This is a genomic window from Nocardioides korecus (assembly GCF_054778395.1).
Map to the genome: position 1 here is coordinate 16,246 of NZ_BAAGZO010000002.1, position 19,627 is coordinate 35,872.

The window sequence follows — 19,627 nt, forward strand, 5'->3', positions numbered from 1 at the left end:
GCAGGGAGCGGGAACCGCGACGCTGGTACGCGGGGTGGGAGCATCGGCGCATGGAGGTGACCACCCGCATCCTGGAGCTGCTGCTGGCCGGTGCGACGCGCAGCGACCTCGACGCGTACGCCGCCTCCGCCACCGGGGGCACGCCGGAGCAGCAGGCCGCCCAGGCCGCCCAGCACCGGCTGGTCCTGCGCCTGCACGAGCAGATCACCCGCCAGCGCGACCGCGAGGCCGAGCTGACCGCGCTGTTCGAGACCGCGCGCGACCTGACCGCGATCCGCGACCTCGACACGATCCTGGCCGCGATCGTGCGCCGGGCCCGGCAGCTGCTCGGGGCCGACATGACCTACCTCTCGCTCAACGACGTGGCCGACGGGGCGTCGTACATGCGGGTCACCGACGGGGCGCTGACCCCGGAGTTCAGCAGCCTGCGCCTGCCCCTGGGCACCGGGCTGCTCGGGCTGGTCGCGCAGGACGGGGCGCCGTACTTCACCGAGGACTACCAGGCCGACGACCGGTTCGTGCACCAGGACTTCATCGACACCGCGGTGGGCGGTGAGCACATCCGGGCGATCCTGGGGGTACCGCTGACGGTGGAGGGGACCGTGATCGGGGCCCTCCTCGCGGTGCACCGCCGGGTGCGACCGTTCCCGCCCGGCGAGGTCGCGCTGCTGTCGTCCTTCGCCGCCCACGCCGCCGTCGCGCTGGAGAACGCCCGCCTCTTCGAGCAGGCCCGCGACGCCGTGGCCGCGGCCGACGAGGCCCACGCGACCCTGCTCTCGCGGACCCGCGCGACCGAGCGCGCGGCGGAGTCCCACGACCGGCTCACCGACGTGCTCCTGGCCGGGGGCGGGCTGCCCGAGGTCACCAAGGTCCTGGCCGAGGTCCTCGACGGGCGGCTGGCGGTGTACGGCGAGGACGACCGGCTCGTGGCCGGCGAGCCGGCCGACGGGGACGTCCGTGTCCTGGGCGCCGACGCCGCGCGCGCCCGTGCGTCGGGTCGCTGCGTGCAGTCCGAGGGCGGCGTATGGGTGGCGGTCGCCGCCGCCGGCGACGAGCGCCTCGGCACGCTGGTGCTGCACACGGGGATCGCGATGGAGCTGGCCGAGCGACGCACCTTCGAACGAGGTGCCCTGGTCTGTGCGCTCGTGCTCCTCTTCGGCCGGACCGAGGCCGAGGCCGAGAGCCGCGTGCGCGGCGAGCTGCTCGTCGACCTGGTCGCGGGTCGCGAGGACCTCGACCCGGTGCGCCTGCGGGAGCGGGCGCGCCGGCAGGGGGCCGACGTCGACGCCCCGATGGCGCTGGCCGTGGCCCAGTGCGAGGCCCGCGGCGACCAGGCCTCCGCCCGCCTGGTGGCCACGCTGGCCCGCGAGCAGCACGGCCTGGGGGCGGTCCAGCACGGGCGGGCGGTCCTGCTCGCCCCCGGTGACCCCGTGGGCCTGGGGCAGCTGCTCGCCGCCCGGGTGCCCGGCTGCACCGTCGGGGTGGCCCGTTCGACGGGCGGCGTGCCGGCGGTGGCGCACGCCTACCGCGAGGCGGTCCGGACCCTGGAAGCGCTGCTGCGGCTGGGACGCACCGGCGAGGTCAGCGACCCCGCCGGCCTGGGGCTGGCCCGGCTGCTGCTCGGGGGCAACGGTCCCGCGGAGCTCGGGGAGTTCATCGAGGCCGCCGTGGGCCCGGTGCTGGCCTACGACCGCGACCGCGACACCCAGCTGGCCGAGACCCTCGACGCCTGGTTCGCCGCCGGGGGCGGGGTGCGCGAGACGGCCTCCCGGCTGCACATCCACCCCAACACCGTCGGCCAGCGCCTGGACCGCGTGGGCCAGCTGCTCGGCGAGGGCTGGCGCGACCCACGGCGCAAGCTCGACGTCCAGCTCGCCCTGCAGATGGAGCGCCTGCGTCGGTGAGGGGTGAGCCGGGCACATGCCCCGGTCCGATCTGGTGGTGGGTGGCACATGACGCGCGGTGATCGGGGCGACGTACGGTCGGGAGCATGACGTCCTCACCGACCCCTGCCTCCGGACTGTCCGGCCGCACCGCGCTGGTCACCGGCGCCGCCAGCGGGATCGGCCGCGCGGTCGCCGCCCGGCTCGCCGACGCCGGCGCCGAGGTGATCCTGCTCGACCGCGACGAGGCCGGGGCCCGCGCGGCCGCCGACGAGGTGGGCGGCGAGGCGATGACCGCGGACCTGGGCGACCACGCCGCGATCGCCGGACTCGGCCTGCGCGAGCGCGGCATCGACGTGCTGGTCAACAACGCCGGCATCCAGCACGTCGCCCCGATCGAGGACTTCGACCCCGAGCGGTTCGCGCTGATCCACCGGATCATGCTCCAGGCGCCGTTCCTGCTGGCCCGCGAGGTCCTGCCCGGGATGTACGCCGGGGGGTGGGGCCGCATCGTGCACGTCTCGTCGGTCCACGGCCACCGCGCGTCGGCGTACAAGTCGGCGTACGTCTCGGCCAAGCACGGGCTCGAGGGCCTCTCGAAGGTGATCGCCCTGGAGGGGGCCGACCGCGGGGTCACCAGCAACACCGTGTGCCCGGGCTACGTCCGCACGCCGCTGGTGGAGGGCCAGATCGCCGACCAGGCCCGCAGCCACGGCATCGGCGAGGACGAGGTCCTGGAGAAGGTCCTGCTGGCCCGCACCCCGGTCAAGCGCCTGGTCGAGCCCGCCGAGGTGGCCGCGGTGGTCGGCTTCCTCTGCGGCCCCGGCACCGACTCGATCAACGGCCAGTCCTACCTGATGGACGGCGGCTGGACCGCCCAGTAGGCGGCGCTACTGCTTCTTCGACAGCAGCTGGAGGACGACCTCGCCGGGACAGGTGGCGGAGTCGCGGATGGCCCAGCGCCCGCGGTAGCCGTTGCCGGCCCAGTTGGCCTCGGCGTCGTGCTCCTCGGTCTCGCCCTCGGTCACCTTGAACCCCTGGGCCTGGGCCGGGCCGTTGAGGTGGGCCAGCACGGTGCGCAGGCTCGCCCTCACCACCGCCGTGGCGACCACGCCGTCGGCGCCGCGGTCCTGCACGCCCGTGAGCACCGCACCCTGCGGCAGCGGGAAGTCCCGGGCGAAGCCGGCGGGCTTCGTGCCGGAGTAGGCCCGGGCGTCCTTCACGCAGGTCGTGGTGTCGGCGGCCTCGCCGGACTTCTCGCCGGCGTCCTTCTCCGCGGCGGAGGGTGAGGACGAGGGCGACGCGCCGGCGGCGGACGACGAGCCTCCCGAGCCGCAGGCGGTGGTCCCCGTCGCCAGGAGGAGCACCAGCGCGCCGCCGGCGACGCGTGCCAGGGTCACCGGTGCAGCCGGGTGGTGCGCCGGTTGTCGCTCTCGCTGGTCTCGGTGACGTGGCGACCCGGGTCGACCACGGTCGTGACCGTGTGCAGGCGACGGTGACCGCGTGAGGTCGCCGCGCGCCAGGTGACCCGGGTGCGGTACGTCGCGCCGGGGGCCAGCCGGCCGTGGGAGACCAGGCGCACGCGGTGGCCGTTGTCGTAGACGGCCGTGCTGAACCCGCGAGCAGCCGCCTTGCCGGTGTTGCGGACCGTGATCACGTCGGCGAACCCGGTGCGGGTCTGCGTGGTGCGGGCCGAGGTCAGGGTCAGGTTCGGCTGCGGGTCGTACGCCGAGTACAGCGTCTTGCCGGCGCTCTCCCGCGCGATGGTGGCGTACGCCGCCTGGGCGTCGGCCGGGCCGGCCCCGCTGGTCTCGGAGGCGTCGGTCACGCAGGTCTTGATGCAGCCGTCGGCGTACCCGACGAGCACCCGGCCGTGGGAGTCCACCGAGGTGTCGATGAAGTCCAGCAGGTTGCGGTCGTTGCCGCAGGTGGTGCCGCCGGTGCAGATCGAGCCGCGCTGGACCGGGTCGGTCGGAGTGGCGTCGCTGGTCTGCCAGGTGGCGCCCCCGTCGTACGTCGTGGACACGTAGAGGTGCCAGACGCCCTTGAACGTCGCGGCGTCCTGGTAGTTCCCGCCGGTCGTGGTGCCGAGGTAGGCCACCGCGGCGCGGTCGTCGTCACCGGCGACCGTGGTCGGGAAGACCGCGTTCTTGATGCCGAGGTCGGCGCCCAGGGGCTGGTTGTGCGCCCAGGTGCTGCCCTTGTCGCCGCTGGTCGCGACGCCGGGACGGCCGTCGGCGCCGACGTAGCCGAAGTAGACCCGGCCCTTCGCGCCCACGCCGACCGAGGGGTCGGAGTCGCCGACGCTGCTGCCCGGGACCTTGTGCACGGTCCAGCTGCCGCCGTTGTCGGTCGAGGTCAGCAGGGCCGCGGTGTCGCCGCAGCTCTTGTTGGGCAGGTAGGCGGTGCCGTCCGGCGCCACCTTGACGTGGCCGTGCAGGCCGCCGCAGTCGAGCAGGCTGTAGGTCGGGACCCCGTTGCCGAAGGTCGTGCCGCCGTCGTGCGAGGCCGCGCAGAAGGCCGTGGCGATGTCCTGGCTGCAGTAGTAGACCGCGTGCGGGTAGGTGCTGGTGGGCAGGGCCCCGATCCCGGAGGGGGCGTAGGCGCCGCCGCCGATGGTCTGGTGGTCCACGCCGCTGGGGATGCCGCCGCCGGTGCTGGGGTTCCAGGTCTTGCCGTCGTCGTCGGTGTAGCAGGTCAGGGAGTTGGCCCCGCTCAGCTGCGACTCGAACGTGCGGCCCGTCTTGGGGTCGGTGAACAGGATCGGGTCCAGCGACTTGGTGCTGCCGACCAGGCAGCCGTTGGTGGCCTTGGCCGAGACGTCGCTCCACGTCGCCTTCGCGGGGGAGACCGAGTCGTCGAAGGTGGCCTTGTAGGTCGAGAGGTAGGCCTGGTACATCGCGGCGCCGGTCTTGTGGTTCACCCCGATCGAGGGCTCACCGGCGTTGTTGGCGTCGGCGAACGAGGACGGCGCCGTGTAGTTGGCGAAGGTCGGGGGCGTCTCGGTGCCGGGCGCCGGGGCGGCCGGGGTGGACTCCAGCGTGGCCTTCGCGGTGAACGAGGAGCCGAGGGGCAGGTAGGGCACGACGCGCACGGTGTAGTCGCCGGCGGTCGGCGCGGTCAGCAGCGTCTCCGGGTCCGCGCCCGAGGCGGCGGTGGCGACCGTCTTGCCCTGGGCGTCGAGCAGGTAGACGTCGAAGTCGGCGGCGGTGTTGGTCCAGCCGACGGTGACGCGCAGCCGGTGGGTGTCGCCGTACGCCGCAGCGGTGTCGACGTGGAGCTTGAAGTCGTCGCACGAGCCGGGGGCGGTGCAGTCGGGGTCGCCGGCCGCGCCGGTGGCGTTGGGGGCCACGAAGGGGCCGCCGGTCCACGAGGTCGAGGGGGAGGCGTCGGAGACCGTGCCGCCGGCCGGGGTGGCGGCCTCGGAGACCGACGCGAGGCCCGTCAGGGAGGCGCCGACGGCCAGGGCGGTCGCCGCTGCGATGCGCGTGACCCGGGAGCGGATGAACCTGCGTGCGTGCATGAGCAGTCCTCACGTCGATGTCGTCGCAGGGGCCAACGAACTGGGCGTCACCTGGTCACCCGAGCCGTCCGCATGCCGGGACCTCGCTGGTCAGGGCGGTGGTCCTGGTCGACGTGTGGCCCGAGTCACACGGGCTGGCTAGGGTGCCTGCCATGGAGTCGTACGCCGCTGGAGAGACCACCCCGCCGCTGATCGAGCAGACGATCGGGGCGAGCTTCGAGGCGACCGTCGCGGCGCACGGCGAGCGGGAGGCGCTGGTCGAGGTGGCCAGCGGACGCCGGTGGACCTACGCCGAGCTGGACCGCGACGTGGACGCCCTCGCCCGCGGGCTGATCGGCGCCGGGATCGAGAAGGGCGACCGGGTCGGGATCTGGGCGCCCAACTGCGCGGAGTGGACGATCACGCAGTTCGCGACGGCCAAGATCGGGGCGGTCCTGGTCAACGTCAACCCGGCGTACCGCACCCACGAGCTGTCCTACGCGGTCAACCAGTCGGGGATGCGGCTGATGGTGAGCGCCGAGTCGCACCGCACCAGCGATTACCGGGCGATGCTGGAGGAGACCGCGCCGCGCAACCAGACGCTGGGCCGGGTCGTCTACATCGGCACCGACGACTGGGACGGGCTCCTGGCCGAGGGGGAGGGGCTGCCCGAGGACGCCGTTGCGCGGCGGCTCGCGGCGCTGCACCCGGACGACCCGATCAACATCCAGTACACCTCCGGGACGACCGGCTACCCCAAGGGCGCCACCCTGAGCCACCGCAACATCCTCAACAACGGCTTCTTCGTCACCGAGACCATGGGCTTCACCGAGCAGGACCGGCTCTGCATCCCGGTGCCCTTCTACCACTGCTTCGGGATGGTGATGGGCGTGCTGGGGTGCGTCACCCACGGGTCCGCGATGATCATCCCGGCTCCGGCGTTCGACGCCGAGACCACGCTGCGGACGGTGCAGGACGAGCGCTGCACCGGCCTGTACGGCGTCCCCACCATGTTCATCGCGGTGCAGAACCACCCCCGGTTCGCCGACTTCGACCTCAGCTCGCTGCGCACGGGCTGCATGGCCGGGTCGATCTGCCCGGTCGAGGTGATGCGCCGGTGCATCGACGACATGCACATGGAGGGCGTCTCGATCGCCTACGGCATGACCGAGACCTCGCCGGTCTCCACCCAGACCCGCGCCGACGACGACCTCGAGCACCGCACCGCGACCATCGGTCGGGTGCACCCGCACGTCGAGATCAAGGTGGTGGACCCGGTGACGGGGGAGACCCTGGAGCGCGGCCTGCCCGGCGAGCTGTGCACCCGCGGCTACTCGGTGATGCTCGGCTACTGGGAAGACCCGGAGAAGACCGCCGAGGCCATCGACGCCGACGGCTGGATGCACACCGGCGACCTGGCCGAGATGCGCGAGGACGGCTACTGCGTGGTGGTCGGCCGGATCAAGGACATGGTGATCCGGGGCGGGGAGAACATCTACCCCCGCGAGATCGAGGAGTTCCTCTACACCCACCCCGACGTCGAGGACGTGCAGGTGATCGGGGTCCCCGACGAGCGCTACGGCGAGGAGCTGGCGGCGTGGGTCAAGCTGCGCGCCGGCGCGCCGCCGCTGGACGCCGACGGCGTCCGGGCCTTCGCGACCGGCAAGCTGGCGCACTACAAGATCCCGCGCTACGTCCTGCTGGTCGAGGAGTTCCCGATGACGGTCACCGGCAAGATCCGCAAGGTCCAGATGCGCCAGGAGACCACCGAGCGGCTGGGCCTGGCCGGGGTCGGCCACGGGGCCGAGCAGCGCGGCTGACCCGCCCGGGGCGGCTCAGGCCTGGCGCTGGCGCGCAGCGGCGAGGCGCTCGGTGCGCAGCTGCTCGACCAGCGCGTCGTCGTACGCCGCCAGGGGGCCGGTCGTGCGCTCCAGCAGCAGGTCGGCGAGCTCGGGGTTGCGCACCAGGACGGGGCCGTGGAGGTACGTCGCCACGACGCCGCCCTGCACGACCCCCTCGTGGCGTACGCCGTCGGGACCGGGGCCGTTGCCGGTGCCGACCCGGACGCGGCCCAGGGGGCGGGCGTCCGGTCCGGCCACCGCCGTGCCGAGGTGGTTCTCGTAGCCCGACAGCGGCGGCAGCCCGGGCAGCCCGACCGCGTCGGCCACGACCTCCCCGACGGCCCGCTCGGTCAGCCGGCCGCAGGTGGCGTCGAGCAGACCCAGGCCGGCGTGGACCTCGCCGTCGGGCCCGGTGAACTGCTCGGTCAGCAGCTGGAGGCCGGCGCACACGGCCAGGCAGGTGGCGCCACCGGCGAGCGTGCTCGCGAGGTGGGGGTCGCGCCGGGCGGCCTCCAGGGCCAGCAGCTGCGCGGAGTCCTCACCACCCCCGAGCAGGTAGACGTCGGCCGAGGGAGCCGTGCGACCGAGGCCGACCTCGACCACCTGGACCTCGAGGCCCCGGGCGCGGCCGCGGTGGACCAGGGCGGTCGCGTTGCCCCCGTCGCCGTACGAGCCCAGGACCTCGGGGTAGAGCAGGGCGACGACGAGGTCAGCGTCGGGCACGGGCGAGCGCCTTCCGGGCGTCCTGGAACGCGGTGTAGTTCGCGACCACGTCCACGGGGCCGGCGGGCACCGAGGCGAGCGCGGTCCGCACGTCGGGGAACTGCTCGAGCCGCTGGACCCCGTCGAGGTGCAGCCGCACGGCCAGGTCGGTGGCGCGGCGACCGGTGAGGACCAGCCGACGGCCGCGCAGTGCGGTGAAGTCGACGTCGTAGAGCCACGAGGGGTCCCGGCCGTCGACGCCCTCGCTGTTGAAGGCCAGCACCACGGGGGCCTGCGAGTCCGCGACCATCGAGACGGTCTCCAGCCACCCGGCGGGGTTCTTGGCCAGCAGCATCCGGGCGCTGCGGCCCTCGTGCTCGATCACCTCGTAGCGGCCGGCGGCCGTGGTCACCTTGGTCATCTGCTGGGCGGCCACGCGCGGCGGCACCTCGAGGGCCGAGGCCGCCGCGACCGCCATCGCGGCGTTGACCAGGTTGACCGGGCCGGGCAGGTTCAGGCGCAGCGGGACCCGGCGCTCGCGCGAGACGAGGTCAGAGCCCTCGAGCCACCAGTCGGGCCGGGGGCGGCGCAGACCGCACTCGCAGGACCAGCCGTCCTCGGCGTGCGCGACCTCGCCGCCGCACGACGGGCAGACGGCGTCGTCGTGGCCCCAGCGTCGTCCGCACGCCACCCAGACCTGCCGGTGCGCGGCCATCGCGGCCCACACCACGTCGGGGTCGTCGACGTTGGCCACCACGAGGTCCACCTCGCCCAGGCCCTGGCGCCACCGGCCGGCGACCCGGCCGACCTCGTGGTGACGGTCGAGCTGGTCGCGGGTGAGGTTCAGCAGCACCACCACGGCCGGACGGGTCCGGTCCACGGTCCAGGGCAGCCAGGCCTCGTCGGTCTCCAGGACCACCGTGCCGGCGTCGCCGGTCAGGCCCTGGACCAGGCCGGCCGGGGTGTTGGCGCCGTCGGCGTTGCTGTCGGTGCTGCTACAAGAGCGCAGCGCGGCGGTGAGCAGGGCGGTGGTGGTGGTCTTGCCGTTGGTGCCGCTGACCAGCAGCACCTGACGACCCGCCGCCAGCCGGGCGACGGCGTCGGGGGCGATCCGCAGCAGGGTGCGGCCGCCGATCACCCCACCAGAGCCCAGTCCGGACAGGCGCGAGAGCCGCGAGGCGGCCCAGCCGACGGCCACGGCCACGCGCAGGCGGGTGCCGACCCCACCGCGCTTGTCCGCGTCCCGGGCGGCGTCGGGGCGGCCACCCCGGGAGAGGTGGGGCAGGTGCGGGCGGTCTGCTGCGAGGTGGGTCATCGGGGGTCCTCCTGGCTCGGCCCCCAGGAGACGCCACGACGGCTGACACGGTCCTGACTCCTCCGCCGGTTCGGCCTAGGTTGGGTCCATGACCGACAGCGCTCCCGGGACCGTCACCGCCCTCGCCGACGACTACTGGCACCACCACCTCGCCCACAACCCCACCCACGCCCACATGCTGGGCCGCTACGAGTGGGCCGGGGAGTTCGAGCAGCCGACGCGCGCCGACGAGGACGCGCAGGTCGCCGACCTCGAGGCCTTCGCCGCCCGGGCCGAGGCGATCGATCCCGCCGGCCTGGAGGAGCAGGACCGGATCACGCGCGAGGTCGTCCTGGCCGACGCGCGCACCCGGGTCGACGTGCTGCGCGCCCGCCTGGAGGAGATCGCGGCGGACCCGATCTTCGGCCCGCAGGTCTCGCTTGGGATCGTCGCGCCGATGCTGGCGCTGCCGACGCCGGAGGTGGCCCACGCCCTGGTCCAGAAGTACGCCGGCATCGGCGCCTCCTACCGGGCCTCGGCCGACCGCCTGCGCGAGGGGGTGGCCGCCGGCCGCTTCCCGGCCGAGTTCGCGGTGCGCGACACGATCGAGCAGCTCGACCGCCTGCTGGCCACCCCGGTCGCCGACGACCCGCTGATGGCCACCTCCGCGCCGCCGTCCGGGCTCGACGTCGACGGGTGGAAGGCCCGCCTGCGCTCGGTCGTCGAGCAGGAGGTCCGCCCGGGCCTGGAGGCCTACCGCGACGTGCTCCGCGACGAGGTGCTGCCGGGCGCCCGACCCGACGACCGCGCCGGGCTGGGCCACCTCCCCGGGGGCGAGGAGGCCTACGCCGCCCTGCTGCGCTACTTCACCACCACCGACCTGTCCGCCGAGCAGATCCACGAGATCGGGCTGGCCCAGGTGGAGGCGCTGGGGGAGGAGTACCGCGAGCTCGGGCCCGAGGTCGTCGGCACCGACGACCTGGCGTCGATCTTCACCGCCATGCGCACCGACCCCGCCCTGCACTTCACCCGGGGCGAGCAGCTCGTCGAGGCCTCCGAGGTCGCCCTCCAGCGCTCGTGGGAGGCGATGCCGGCCTGGTTCGAGGTGCTCCCGCAGGCGCGCTGCGCCGTGCAGGCCACCACCAGCGGCGCCAAGGCCTTCTACTTCCCGCCCGCCTCCGACGGCAGCCGTGGCGGCACGTTCTTCGTCAACGTCGACGACCCGACCTCGTGGGGCACCTTCGAGCTGGAGTCCATGGCCTTCCACGAGGGCATCCCGGGCCACCACCTCCAGCTCGCGATCGCCTCTGAGCTCACCGGGGTCCCTGAGCTGCGCCGCCACCTGCACAACGCGGCGTACGCCGAGGGGTGGGGGCTCTACACCGAGCGGCTGGCCGACGAGATGGGGCTGTACTCCGGCCCGGTCGACCGGATGGGGATGTTCTCGGCCGACTCGATGCGGGCGTGCCGGCTGGTCGTCGACACCGGGCTGCACGCGCTCGGGTGGAGCCGCGAGCAGGCCGTGCAGTACATGCTCGACAACTCGCCGCTGGGCGAGGGCGTGGTGCGGCCCGAGATCGACCGCTACCTGGTCTCGCCCGGGCAGGCCTGCTCCTACATGGTCGGGCGCCTGGAGATCCAGCGCATGCGGGCCGAGGCCGAGCAGCGCCAGGGCGAGCGCTTCGACGTGCGCGCGTTCCACTCCGCGGTGCTCGACTCGGGGTCGCTGCCGCTGGGGATCCTCGACGAGGTGGTCCGCGCCCGCCTCGGCTGAGCCGCCTCAGCCGGCGCGGCGGACGACCAGGGACCGGAAGGCCAAAAGGCCGAGCCCGGCCAGGAGGAACTCCTGCGGCAGGCGGCGCACCGACTCGCGCTGGATCGAGCGGTGCCAGTCGTCCACGCGGGCCGGGAAGGGCGAGCGCCCGAAGAACAGCGTGCTGGGCTTGTCGGCGTCGGGCAGGCAGGCGCCGAGCATGGTGGCCACGACCGTGGCGCGGCGGGCCGGCGCCTGCTGGGAGGTGAGGGCCGCGACGTGCGCCATCGCCGCCAGGCCCGTCAGTCCGTCGGGGACGGCCACTTGGAGGAAGCGGTCCAGGTCACCCCAGTGCGGCACGCAGTCGAGCGCGAAGTGGGAGGCGACGCCCAGCGCGAAGCCGCTGACCGGTCCGGGGGCGGCCAGCCCGACGAGCGCGCCGGACAGCACGTGGTTGGTGATCAGCACCGGGCCACCGTAGGTCGCCCACCTGAACGTCGGCCGTGCACGGGCCGACATCCACGCGACGTAGGCTGCCGGGGTGGGTGAGGCGCTGGTGGTCGGGTTCGACCTGGACATGACGCTGATCGACACCGTGGCCGGGTTCGCCGCCACGCTGGAGGCCCTGGCCGACGAGCTCGGGGTGGTGCTGCCGGTCCAGGAGATGGCGTCCCGGCTCGGTCCGCCGCTGGACCTCGTGCTCGAGCCCCACCTGCCGCCCGAGGCGATCGGGCCGGCGGTGGCGCGCTTCCGCGAGATCTACCCCGGCACCGCCGTGCTGCCCACCGGCGCGCTGCCCGGGGCGGCCGAGGCCCTCGCCGCCGTACGTCGTCACGGCGGCCGCACCGTGCTGGTCACCGGCAAGCACACCCCCAACGCCCGGCTGCACGTCGAGCACCTCGGCCTGGACGTCGACGAGGTCGAGGGGCGCGTCTGGGGCCACGGCAAGGGGGAGGTGCTCGCACGCCACGGGGCCGACCTCTACGTCGGCGACCACGTGCACGACGTCGAGGGGGCCCGGGCCGCCGGGATCACCAGCGTCTCCGTCGTCACCGGGGGCAGCACCCGCGAGGAGCTGGAGGCCGCCGGCACCGACGTGGTGCTCGCGGACCTCACCGCCTTCCCGGCCTGGCTCGACGACTGGGTGCTCGACCGCCGCCTGGCGGCCCTGGAGCGCGACCTGCGGGGCCACGGTCGCGTGCTGGTCGCCTTCAGCGGGGGCGCCGACAGCGCCTTCCTGCTCGCCGCCGCGGTGCGTGCGCTGGGGCCCGACCGGGTCGCCGCGGCCACGGCGTACAGCGACTCGCTGCCGCTGGCCGAGCGGGGCCCCGCCCGCGAGCTGGCCGAGTCCCTCGGCGTACGCCTGCTGACGCCGCGCACCGCCGAGATGGAGCGCGAGGGCTACCGCGCCAACGCCGGCGACCGGTGCGCCTTCTGCAAGGCCGAGCTGCTCGACACCCTCGGCCCGCTGGCGGCCGAGCACGGCTTCGACGTGGTGGCGACCGGCACCAACGCCGACGACGCCCGCGCCGGGTTCCGGCCCGGGATCGCGGCGGCGGCCGACCGCGGGGCCGTGACCCCGCTGCTGGACGCCGGCCTGACCAAGGAGCAGGTGCGCGCCGCCTCGCGGGCCTGGGGCCTGCCCACGTGGGACAAGCCCGCGGCCGCCTGCCTGAGCTCGCGGGTGGCCTTCGGCATCGAGATCACCCCCTCGCGGCTGGCCCGGGTCGAGCGGGCCGAGGCGGCTCTGCGCGCCTCCCTGGAGGCGACCGGGGCGACGGTGCGCGACCTGCGGGTGCGCGACCTCGGCGACACCGGCCGGGTCGAGGTCGACCGCGACCTGCTCGAGCTGGCCGCCGACCACCTCGACGTCGTCCGGGACGCGGGCTTCGAGGCCGTCGAGCTCGACCCGCTGGGGTTCCGGTCGGGGTCGATGAACCAGCTGCTGGCCGACCCCGAGCGCTTCCGCTAGTCGCGCCCGGATCGATCCGGGTCGATCCGGGCCGGGCGTGGCCGTCCCCGTAGGCTGTGCTGGCGCTGGGTCCCCGGCGCACGACGGTCGGCCCTGCGGGCTCCGTCCCCACCGAGCAGAGAGGCCGAGCTGGTGCCCACCGGGAAGGTCAAGTGGTACGACGCCGAGAAGGGGTTCGGGTTCCTCTCGCGCGAGGAGGGCGAGGACGTCTACGTCCGCTCCTCCTCCCTGCCCGACGGCGTGAGCGAGCTCAAGGCCGGCACCCGGGTGGAGTTCGGCGTGCTCTCGGGCCGCAAGGGCGACCAGGCCCACCAGGTCCGTGTCCTGGACGCGCCCGCCTCGGTCTCGAGCAACCGCCGCGCCGCCCAGCGCCGCAAGCCCGACGAGATGGCCACCATCGTGGAGGACCTGATCGGGCTGCTCGACGGCGTCGGTGAGGCCTACCGCCACGGTCGCCACCCCGAGGCGCGCACGGCCAAGCCGACCGCGAAGCTGCTCCGGGCGCTGGCCGACGAGCTCGACCTCTAGACCGTCGCGGGTGCGGCGGGCCGCCGCAGCAGGACGTACGCCGTCCACGCGACCATCAGCCCGGCCAGCACGCCGAGCCCCAGGTGGGGGATCAGCGGCAGCGCGATCCCGATGAAGCCGCCGACCACCCAGGACAGCTGGAGCATGGTCTCGGACCGGGCGAAGGCCGAGGTGCGGTTGCGCTCGGGCACGTCGCTCTGGATGGTCGCGTCCAGCGACAGCTTGCCCATCGACTGGGCCACCCCCGCGGTCAGGCCCAGGACGACGGCGGCGACCAGCCCGTAGAGCACGGCCGCCACGACCGCCGCCGCCACGTCGGCGAGCAGCGCCACCACCACGGTGACCGCCGGGGTCACCCGGCGCAGCAGCGAGCCCAGCCCGATGCCGACGGTGTTGCCCAGCCCGGCCGCCCCGATCACGAGACCCATCAGCAGGGTGGTGCGGTGCTCCCAGCCGGGCAGCGGGTGCTGGCGCAGCAGGAAGGCCATGTACATCGTCAGGAAGCCCGACAGCATCCGCAGGCCGGCGTTGCAGCGCAGCGCGAACCCGACCGTCGGCGGGACGCGGAACTTCTTCGCGTTGCCGGTCAGGCTCACGGGGAGCTCCCCGGCGTGGGCGTCGGCGCGCGCCGGGAGCAGGATCGAGAGCACGGTGGCGCCCACGAAGATGACGAAGGCGACGCGCAGCGGCCACTGCGGGCCGAAGTAGGACGCCCCACCGGCGATCGGGCCGGCGACCGCGGCGCCGACGACACCGGCCAGGCTGATCCGGCTGTTGGCCTTGACCAGGGTCAGGCCTGGCGGCTGGAGCCGGGGGACGGTGGCCGCGCGGGCCACGCCGTACGCCTTGGAGGAGACCAGGACGCCCAGCGCGGTCGGGAACAGCAGGATCGACTGGGAGGCGACCGCGTCGGCCATCAGCCAGCACAGGAAGGCCCGCAGCGCCATGGTGGCGCCGATGGCCCAGCGCCGGCCGTGGCTGAAGCGGTCCAGGAAGGGGCCGAGCAGCGGCGCGACCACGGCGAACGGCAGCATGGTCAGGCCCAGGAAGAGGGCCACCTGGCCGCGCGCCTCGCCGGGCTGGGCGAAGAACAGGGTGCCGGCCAGCGCGATCGCGACCGCCGCGTCGCCCGCGGCGTTGAAGGCGTGCAGCTCGATCAGGCGGAAGAGCCCGCTCTCGCCCGCGCCCTCGGCCCGGGAGGCCTTGCGGGCCTGGCGCAGGGTGTACGTCGCCCCGTGGCCGGTCGCCGCCCCCGCCCGACGGATGCCGCGGCCGGTCGCGCCGGAGACCCGACCGATGCGCGAGGGGCGCCGGCGCCGGTCGCCCCGCTCCGACGGCCCCGACGGTCCGGTCGACCCGGTCTGCCCGGTCTGCCCGGTCTGCTCCGTCTGTTCGGTGGCCGGCCCGGCGTCGTCGTCGGTCCACGAGGACGCGGCGATCGGCTGGGTGGGCTCGCCGGCGTCGTCCGCGTCATCGGCGTCGGGGCGTCCGGCGTCGCCGCCGTCACCCGCCCCGTCCTGCCGTCCGCGCCTCATGACCTCATCCTGCCAAGCCCGTGGGCCGGTCTGGCACGGGCCGTGCCGATGGGGGATGATGCCGCGTGTGATGACCTCCGCCGACCCGACCGCGCACGAGGCCTCCGCGATCGACGCCGCCCGTGCGGCCCTCGTCGAGGAGGTGGGTGCCGCCGTCGTCGGCGCCCCCCTCGAGCCGCTGCCCGAGGAGTCGACCGGGGGCGACGCGCTCGTCGTCACCCACCGCTTCGCCTGCACCCAGGCCGGCTACCCCGGCTGGGTCTGGGCCGTGACGGTCGCGCAGCCGGCCGGTCAGGACGACGTGACCGTCGCCGAGGTGGTCCTGCTGCCCGGCGACGACGCGATCGTGGCCCCCGCGTGGGTGCCGTGGCGCGAGCGCATCCAGCCCGGTGACCTCTCCCCGGGCGACCTGCTCCCCACCGACGAGGACGACCCGCGGCTGGTCCCGACGTACCTCGTCGGCGAGACCCCCGAGGAGTGGGAGCGTCCCGTCGTCGACGAGCTCGGCCTCGGCCGCGCCCGCGTGCTGTCGCTGGAGGGCCGCGACGCCGCCACCCAGCGGTGGTACGCCGGTGACCAGGGCCCCGACGTGCCGATGTCGCAGTCGGCCCCCGGCCGGTGCGGAGGCTGCGGCTTCCTGGTGCGCCTGGCGGGGCCGCTGGCGCTGACCTTCGGCGTCTGCGCCAACGAGTTCGCCAACGACGACGCCCGCGTGGTCTCCCTCGACCACGGCTGCGGTGCGCACTCCGAGGCGCAGCTGCGCAAGAAGCAGCTGCCGCCGCCGGTGCCCGAGCACGCGTTCGACTCGCTCAGCCGGGGTGACTGGGAGCAGTTCTAGCCCGTCGGGCGTCGCGGCGGCGCAGGCAGTGGCGCCACCCGACCAGACCGAGGCCGAACCCGGCCAGGCAGGTCCACCACCACCAGAGGCGGTCGTGGGCGCGCAGGTCGTCCAGGAACGGGATCATCGCCACCGAGGCCACGGCCCACAGCAGCGTGCCGACCTGGATGGTGCGCACGCCGTCGAGGTCGAGGGGCTCCACGGCGGCCACGTGGTAGGTCCGGTTGCCGATCTCGTGGACCATCGGCTGCTCGTCGTCGCGGGGGCCGGTGTCCATGGCGCCAACCTACCGCCGGCGAGGGGGTGGTGACGCTCGTCGCACCGACGCCGTCCGTGGTCCACCTCACGTCGGATCCGTGGTTGGATACGCGACCGTGGACAGGTTCTTCAAGATCAGCGAGCGTGGCTCGACCGTCGGCCGTGAGGTGCGCGGTGGCGTCGTCACCTTCTTCACGATGGCGTACATCATCGTGCTCAACCCGCTGATCCTCGGCTTCGCCAAGGACGCGGACGGGCACTTCCTCGGCGGCACGACGGCGCCCGGGGCCAACCTGCCGATGATCGCGGCGGGCACCGCCCTGGTCGCCGGGATCATGACGATCCTGATGGGCGTGGTGGGCAACTACCCGCTCGCCCTGGCCACCGGCCTGGGCCTGAACGCCTTCGTGGCGTTCTCGATCGCCAGCCAGATGACCTGGGCCGACGCGATGGGCCTGGTCGTGCTCGAGGGCCTCGTGATCCTGGTGCTGGTGCTCACCGGCTTCCGCGAGGCGGTCTTCCACGCCGTGCCCGCCCAGCTCAAGGTCGCCATCTCGGTCGGCATCGGGCTCTTCATCGCGCTGATCGGCTTCGTCGACGCCGGCTTCGTGCGCCGCATCCCCGACGCCGCCAACACCACCGTCCCGGTCCAGCTCGGCCCCTCGGGCCAGCTCCAGGGCTGGCCGGTCCTGGTCTTCGTGATCGGCCTGGTCCTGGTGGTCGCGCTGTGGGTGCGCAAGGTCAAGGGCGCCATCCTGATCTCGATCCTGGCCACCACGGTCGTCGCGATCATCGTCGAGGCGATCGGCCACTTCGGTGCCGGCAGCGCCAAGAACCCCACCGGCTGGGGCCTGACGGTGCCCAAGCTGCCCTCGAGCGTCTTCGACGTGCCCGACTTCGGCACGCTGGGGGAGTTCAACCTGCTGGGCTCGTTCCAGAACATCGGCGTGGTCGCCGCCGTGCTGCTGATCTTCACCCTGATGCTGGCCGACTTCTTCGACACCATGGGCACGATGACCGCCATCGGCGCCGAGGCCGGGCTGCTCGACGCGGACGGCGTACCGCCGAACACGCGCCGCATCCTGGTCGTGGACTCGCTGGCCGCTGCGGCCGGTGGTGCCGGCGGCGTCTCCTCGAACACCTCCTACATCGAGTCCGCCGCCGGCGTCGGCGAGGGCGCCCGCACGGGTCTGGCCTCGGTGGTCACCGGTGTGCTGTTCCTGCTCGCCACCCTGGCCTCGCCGCTGGTGGCGATCATCCCCAGCGAGGCCGCGGTCCCCGCGCTGGTGCTGGTCGGGTTCCTGATGATGCAGCAGGTCAAGGGCATCGACTGGGACGACCTCGAGATCGCCATCCCGGCGTTCCTGACCATCGTGCTGATGCCGTTCACCTACTCGATCACCGCGGGCATCGGCGCCGGCTTCCTGGCCTACGTCCTGATCAAGCTGGTCAAGGGCAAGGTCGGCCAGGTGCACCCGCTGATGTGGCTGATCGCCGCGCTGTTCGTCGTCTACTTCGCGATCGAGCCGCTCACCGCGCTGCTCACCTGACCACCGCCGAGGGGGCTCACCTGGCGCGCGAGGGGGCTCATCTGGCGTCCGAGGGGGCTCATCTGGTTCTCACCGAGAACCAGATGAGCCTCCTCGGCGTGCACACGAGCCTCCTCGGCGTGCACACGAGCCCCCTCGGCGGAATGCTTAGCGCAGGTAATGAGTTAGGCTAAGCAACATGTCTCCCACCGTCGAATCCGCCTCGCGCACCGATACTGGGCTCGCCAGCGAGCTGCGGGTCTCGGTGATGCGGTTCTCCCGTCGCCTGCGCGGTGAGCGCGACCCCGGCAACCCGCTGAGCACCCCGGCGCTGAGCGCGCTCGGGGTCCTGTTCCGCGAGGGCGAGTGCACGATCGGCACCCTCGCCGCGCGCGAGCGCGTGCAGCCCCCGTCGATGACCCGCACGGTGGCCTGCCTGGTCGCCGAGGGGTACGCCGTCCGGCGTCCCTCGCAGACCGACGGGCGCCAGGTGCTGGTCGACCTGACCGACCAGGGTCGCGAGACCCTCCTGGCCGACCGCCGCCGCCGCGACGCCTGGCTCTCGCTCCGCTTGGCCGAGCTCACCCCCGAGGAGCGGGCCACCCTGCGCGCCGCCGCCCCCCTGATCCAGAGATTGGCCACCGCTTGAGCACCCCACCCCAGCACTCCCTCCGCTCCCGCTGCGTCGGGGGCCCCGCGTGAGTCCCACGTTCCGCGCCCTGCACAACCACAACTACCGCCTGTACGCCGCCGGCGGGGCGATCTCGAACACCGGCACCTGGATGCAGCGGGTCGCCCAGGACTGGCTGGTCGTCCTGCTGGCCGTCAACGACGGCACCTCGCTGGGCATCACCACCGGCCTGCAGTTCCTGCCCGCCCTCCTCCTCTCGCCGTACGCCGGCCTGGTCGCCGACCGCGTCCCCAAGCTGCGCCTGCTCCAGGTGACCCAGACCGTGATGGCGCTGACCGCGCTGGCGCTGGGCGGCCTGGCGATCACCGGCGCGGCCCAGGTCTGGCACGTCTACGTGCTCGCCTTCGTCTTCGGGGTCGGCTCGGCCTTCGACGCCCCGGCCCGCCAGAGCTTCGTCTCCGAGATGGTCGGGCCCGACGAGCTCAGCAACGCCGTCGGCCTCAACTCCGCCTCCTTCAACGCGGCCCGGATGGCCGGGCCCGCGCTGGCCGGCCTGCTGATCGGCGTGTTCGGCGGCGGCGTCCGGGCGACCGGCTGGGTGATCGTGATCAACGGCTTCAGCTACGTCGCCGTGCTGATCGCGCTGCGGCGGATGGTCGTGGCCGACCTGCACGTCACCGAGCGCGAGGCCCGGCACAAGGGCCAGATCACCGACGCGCTGCGCTACCTGCGGGGACGACCCGACCTGCTGCTGATCCTGTCGGTGGTGTTCTTCGCCGGCACCTTCGGGCTGAACTTCCAGATGACCTCCGCGCTGATGGCGACCAAGATCTTCCACAAGGGCGCCACGGAGTACGGCCTGCTCGGGTCGGTGATGGCGATCGGGTCCCTGACCGGCGCCCTGATGGCCGCGCGCCGGGTCCGCATCCGGCTGCGGCTGGTCGTCGGGTCGGCGGTGCTGTTCGCGCTGGTGGAGATCGTGGCCGGGCTGAGCCCGTCGTACCTCACCTACGCCGCGATCACCCCGCTGCTCGGCTTCTTCGCCCTCACCATGATCACCGCGGCCAACACCACGATGCAGCTGGCCACGGCGCCGGCGCTGCGCGGACGGGTGATGGCGCTCTACCTGATGGTGTTCATGGGCGGCACCCCGCTCGGGTCGCCGTTCATCGGCTGGCTGGGGGAGACCTACGGCGCGCGCTGGACGCTGCTCGGCGGCGGTGCGCTGACCCTGGCCGGGGTCCTGCTCTCGGTCGCGGTCTTCGCACGGTCCCGTGACCTGGCCCGTCGCCGGGTGGTCACCGACCCGGTGCTGCTGGCCCAGCCCAGAAACCAGCCCGTAGGCTCCACGTCGTGAACCC

General features: G+C 74.0%; 17 protein-coding genes. 10 read left to right on the plus strand and 7 right to left on the minus strand.

From position 1 onward, the window contains the following. The first annotated feature begins 50 nt into the window (after window positions 1–50). Window positions 51–1,904, plus strand: a complete 1,854-nt coding sequence (locus tag ACYVDA_RS03360) for a helix-turn-helix domain-containing protein (RefSeq protein ID WP_460815085.1) — start codon at window positions 51–53, stop codon at window positions 1,902–1,904. Window positions 1,905–1,990: 86 nt separating this feature from the next. Then, complete coding sequence (locus ACYVDA_RS03365; RefSeq protein WP_460815086.1) at window positions 1,991–2,767, plus strand: 3-hydroxybutyrate dehydrogenase; 777 nt, start codon at window positions 1,991–1,993, stop codon at window positions 2,765–2,767. Between the two features lie 6 nt (window positions 2,768–2,773). Here ACYVDA_RS03365 and ACYVDA_RS03370 read toward each other — a convergent pair whose 3' ends face one another. Further along, entirely contained in the window at window positions 2,774–3,283 is a 510-nt protein-coding gene (locus ACYVDA_RS03370; protein ID WP_460815087.1) for a hypothetical protein, read from the minus strand. Then, on the minus strand, window positions 3,280–5,406 hold the full coding sequence (locus ACYVDA_RS03375) for a CARDB domain-containing protein (protein ID WP_460815088.1): 2,127 nt from the start codon (window positions 5,404–5,406) through the stop codon (window positions 3,280–3,282). The genes ACYVDA_RS03370 and ACYVDA_RS03375 overlap by 4 nt, the downstream gene beginning before the upstream one ends. A 152-nt stretch (window positions 5,407–5,558) precedes the next feature. On the opposite strand from ACYVDA_RS03375, the gene ACYVDA_RS03380 reads away from it, so the two are divergent. After that, window positions 5,559–7,205 carry an AMP-binding protein gene (locus tag ACYVDA_RS03380; RefSeq protein ID WP_460815089.1) on the plus strand — a complete coding sequence of 549 codons (1,647 nt, stop codon included), beginning with the start codon at window positions 5,559–5,561 and terminating at the stop codon, window positions 7,203–7,205. A 15-nt stretch (window positions 7,206–7,220) separates the two neighbouring features. Here ACYVDA_RS03380 and ACYVDA_RS03385 read toward each other — a convergent pair whose 3' ends face one another. Beyond that, window positions 7,221–7,949, minus strand: coding sequence for a type 1 glutamine amidotransferase (locus tag ACYVDA_RS03385; RefSeq protein ID WP_460815090.1), 729 nt, complete (start codon window positions 7,947–7,949; stop codon window positions 7,221–7,223). Next, complete coding sequence (locus ACYVDA_RS03390; protein WP_460815091.1) at window positions 7,936–9,243, minus strand: DUF1727 domain-containing protein; 1,308 nt, start codon at window positions 9,241–9,243, stop codon at window positions 7,936–7,938. The genes ACYVDA_RS03385 and ACYVDA_RS03390 overlap by 14 nt, the downstream gene beginning before the upstream one ends. Before the next feature lie 88 nt (window positions 9,244–9,331). On the opposite strand from ACYVDA_RS03390, the gene ACYVDA_RS03395 reads away from it, so the two are divergent. Then, on the plus strand, window positions 9,332–10,996 hold the full coding sequence (locus tag ACYVDA_RS03395; RefSeq protein ID WP_460815092.1) for a DUF885 domain-containing protein: 1,665 nt from the start codon (window positions 9,332–9,334) through the stop codon (window positions 10,994–10,996). A 6-nt stretch (window positions 10,997–11,002) separates the two neighbouring features. Here the strand turns inward: ACYVDA_RS03395 and ACYVDA_RS03400 are convergent, their stop codons facing one another. Next, window positions 11,003–11,443, minus strand: coding sequence for a hypothetical protein (locus tag ACYVDA_RS03400; protein WP_460815093.1), 441 nt, complete (start codon window positions 11,441–11,443; stop codon window positions 11,003–11,005). Window positions 11,444–11,516: 73 nt separating this feature from the next. Between ACYVDA_RS03400 and larE the strand changes: the two genes are divergently transcribed. Both larE and ACYVDA_RS03410 read left to right on the plus strand, forming a co-directional pair. After that, window positions 11,517–12,947: an ATP-dependent sacrificial sulfur transferase LarE gene (gene larE / locus ACYVDA_RS03405; protein WP_460815094.1), complete on the plus strand. Its 1,431-nt coding sequence runs from the start codon at window positions 11,517–11,519 to the stop codon at window positions 12,945–12,947. 132 nt (window positions 12,948–13,079) lie between these two features. Continuing rightward, the gene (locus tag ACYVDA_RS03410; protein ID WP_460815095.1) at window positions 13,080–13,475 is read left to right on the plus strand and encodes a cold-shock protein; all 396 of its coding nucleotides are present in this window, start codon (window positions 13,080–13,082) and stop codon (window positions 13,473–13,475) included. Here the strand turns inward: ACYVDA_RS03410 and ACYVDA_RS03415 are convergent. Continuing rightward, window positions 13,472–15,010, minus strand: a complete 1,539-nt coding sequence (locus ACYVDA_RS03415; RefSeq protein WP_460815096.1) for an MFS transporter — start codon at window positions 15,008–15,010, stop codon at window positions 13,472–13,474. The genes ACYVDA_RS03410 and ACYVDA_RS03415 overlap by 4 nt on opposite strands. Window positions 15,011–15,080: 70 nt before the next feature. Between ACYVDA_RS03415 and ACYVDA_RS03420 the strand changes: the two genes are divergently transcribed. Continuing rightward, window positions 15,081–15,848 carry a DUF3027 domain-containing protein gene (locus ACYVDA_RS03420; protein WP_460815097.1) on the plus strand — a complete coding sequence of 256 codons (768 nt, stop codon included), beginning with the start codon at window positions 15,081–15,083 and terminating at the stop codon, window positions 15,846–15,848. Here ACYVDA_RS03420 and ACYVDA_RS03425 read toward each other — a convergent pair. Continuing rightward, window positions 15,820–16,125, minus strand: coding sequence for a DUF2530 domain-containing protein (locus tag ACYVDA_RS03425; RefSeq protein WP_460815098.1), 306 nt, complete (start codon window positions 16,123–16,125; stop codon window positions 15,820–15,822). The genes ACYVDA_RS03420 and ACYVDA_RS03425 overlap by 29 nt on opposite strands. Before the next feature lie 97 nt (window positions 16,126–16,222). Between ACYVDA_RS03425 and ACYVDA_RS03430 the strand changes: the two genes are divergently transcribed. The 3 genes from ACYVDA_RS03430 (at window position 16,223) to ACYVDA_RS03440 (ending at window position 19,623) form a co-directional block, all read left to right on the plus strand. Continuing rightward, window positions 16,223–17,656: an NCS2 family permease gene (locus ACYVDA_RS03430; RefSeq protein ID WP_460815099.1), complete on the plus strand. Its 1,434-nt coding sequence runs from the start codon at window positions 16,223–16,225 to the stop codon at window positions 17,654–17,656. Window positions 17,657–17,834: 178 nt separating this feature from the next. After that, the gene (locus ACYVDA_RS03435) at window positions 17,835–18,284 is read left to right on the plus strand and encodes a MarR family winged helix-turn-helix transcriptional regulator (protein ID WP_460815100.1); all 450 of its coding nucleotides are present in this window, start codon (window positions 17,835–17,837) and stop codon (window positions 18,282–18,284) included. 49 nt (window positions 18,285–18,333) lie between these two features. Next, window positions 18,334–19,623 carry an MFS transporter gene (locus ACYVDA_RS03440; RefSeq protein ID WP_460815101.1) on the plus strand — a complete coding sequence of 430 codons (1,290 nt, stop codon included), beginning with the start codon at window positions 18,334–18,336 and terminating at the stop codon, window positions 19,621–19,623. Window positions 19,624–19,627: the final 4 nt, after the last annotated feature.

What these genes read in the sequence shown, in the direction of transcription:
- ACYVDA_RS03395 (WP_460815092.1), top strand. Translation starts at nt 9,332, where the DNA reads ATGACCGACAGCGCTCCCGGGACCGTCACCGCCCTCGCCGACGACTAC.
- ACYVDA_RS03365 (WP_460815086.1), top strand. Translation starts at nt 1,991, where the DNA reads ATGACGTCCTCACCGACCCCTGCCTCCGGACTGTCCGGCCGCACCGCG.
- ACYVDA_RS03415 (WP_460815096.1), bottom strand. Translation starts at nt 15,010, where the DNA reads ATGAGGCGCGGACGGCAGGACGGGGCGGGTGACGGCGGCGACGCCGGA.
- ACYVDA_RS03380 (WP_460815089.1), top strand. Translation starts at nt 5,559, where the DNA reads ATGGAGTCGTACGCCGCTGGAGAGACCACCCCGCCGCTGATCGAGCAG.
- ACYVDA_RS03360 (WP_460815085.1), top strand. Translation starts at nt 51, where the DNA reads ATGGAGGTGACCACCCGCATCCTGGAGCTGCTGCTGGCCGGTGCGACG.
- ACYVDA_RS03390 (WP_460815091.1), bottom strand. Translation starts at nt 9,243, where the DNA reads ATGACCCACCTCGCAGCAGACCGCCCGCACCTGCCCCACCTCTCCCGG.
- ACYVDA_RS03435 (WP_460815100.1), top strand. Translation starts at nt 17,835, where the DNA reads ATGTCTCCCACCGTCGAATCCGCCTCGCGCACCGATACTGGGCTCGCC.
- ACYVDA_RS03420 (WP_460815097.1), top strand. Translation starts at nt 15,081, where the DNA reads ATGACCTCCGCCGACCCGACCGCGCACGAGGCCTCCGCGATCGACGCC.
- ACYVDA_RS03375 (WP_460815088.1), bottom strand. Translation starts at nt 5,406, where the DNA reads ATGCACGCACGCAGGTTCATCCGCTCCCGGGTCACGCGCATCGCAGCG.
- ACYVDA_RS03425 (WP_460815098.1), bottom strand. Translation starts at nt 16,125, where the DNA reads ATGGACACCGGCCCCCGCGACGACGAGCAGCCGATGGTCCACGAGATC.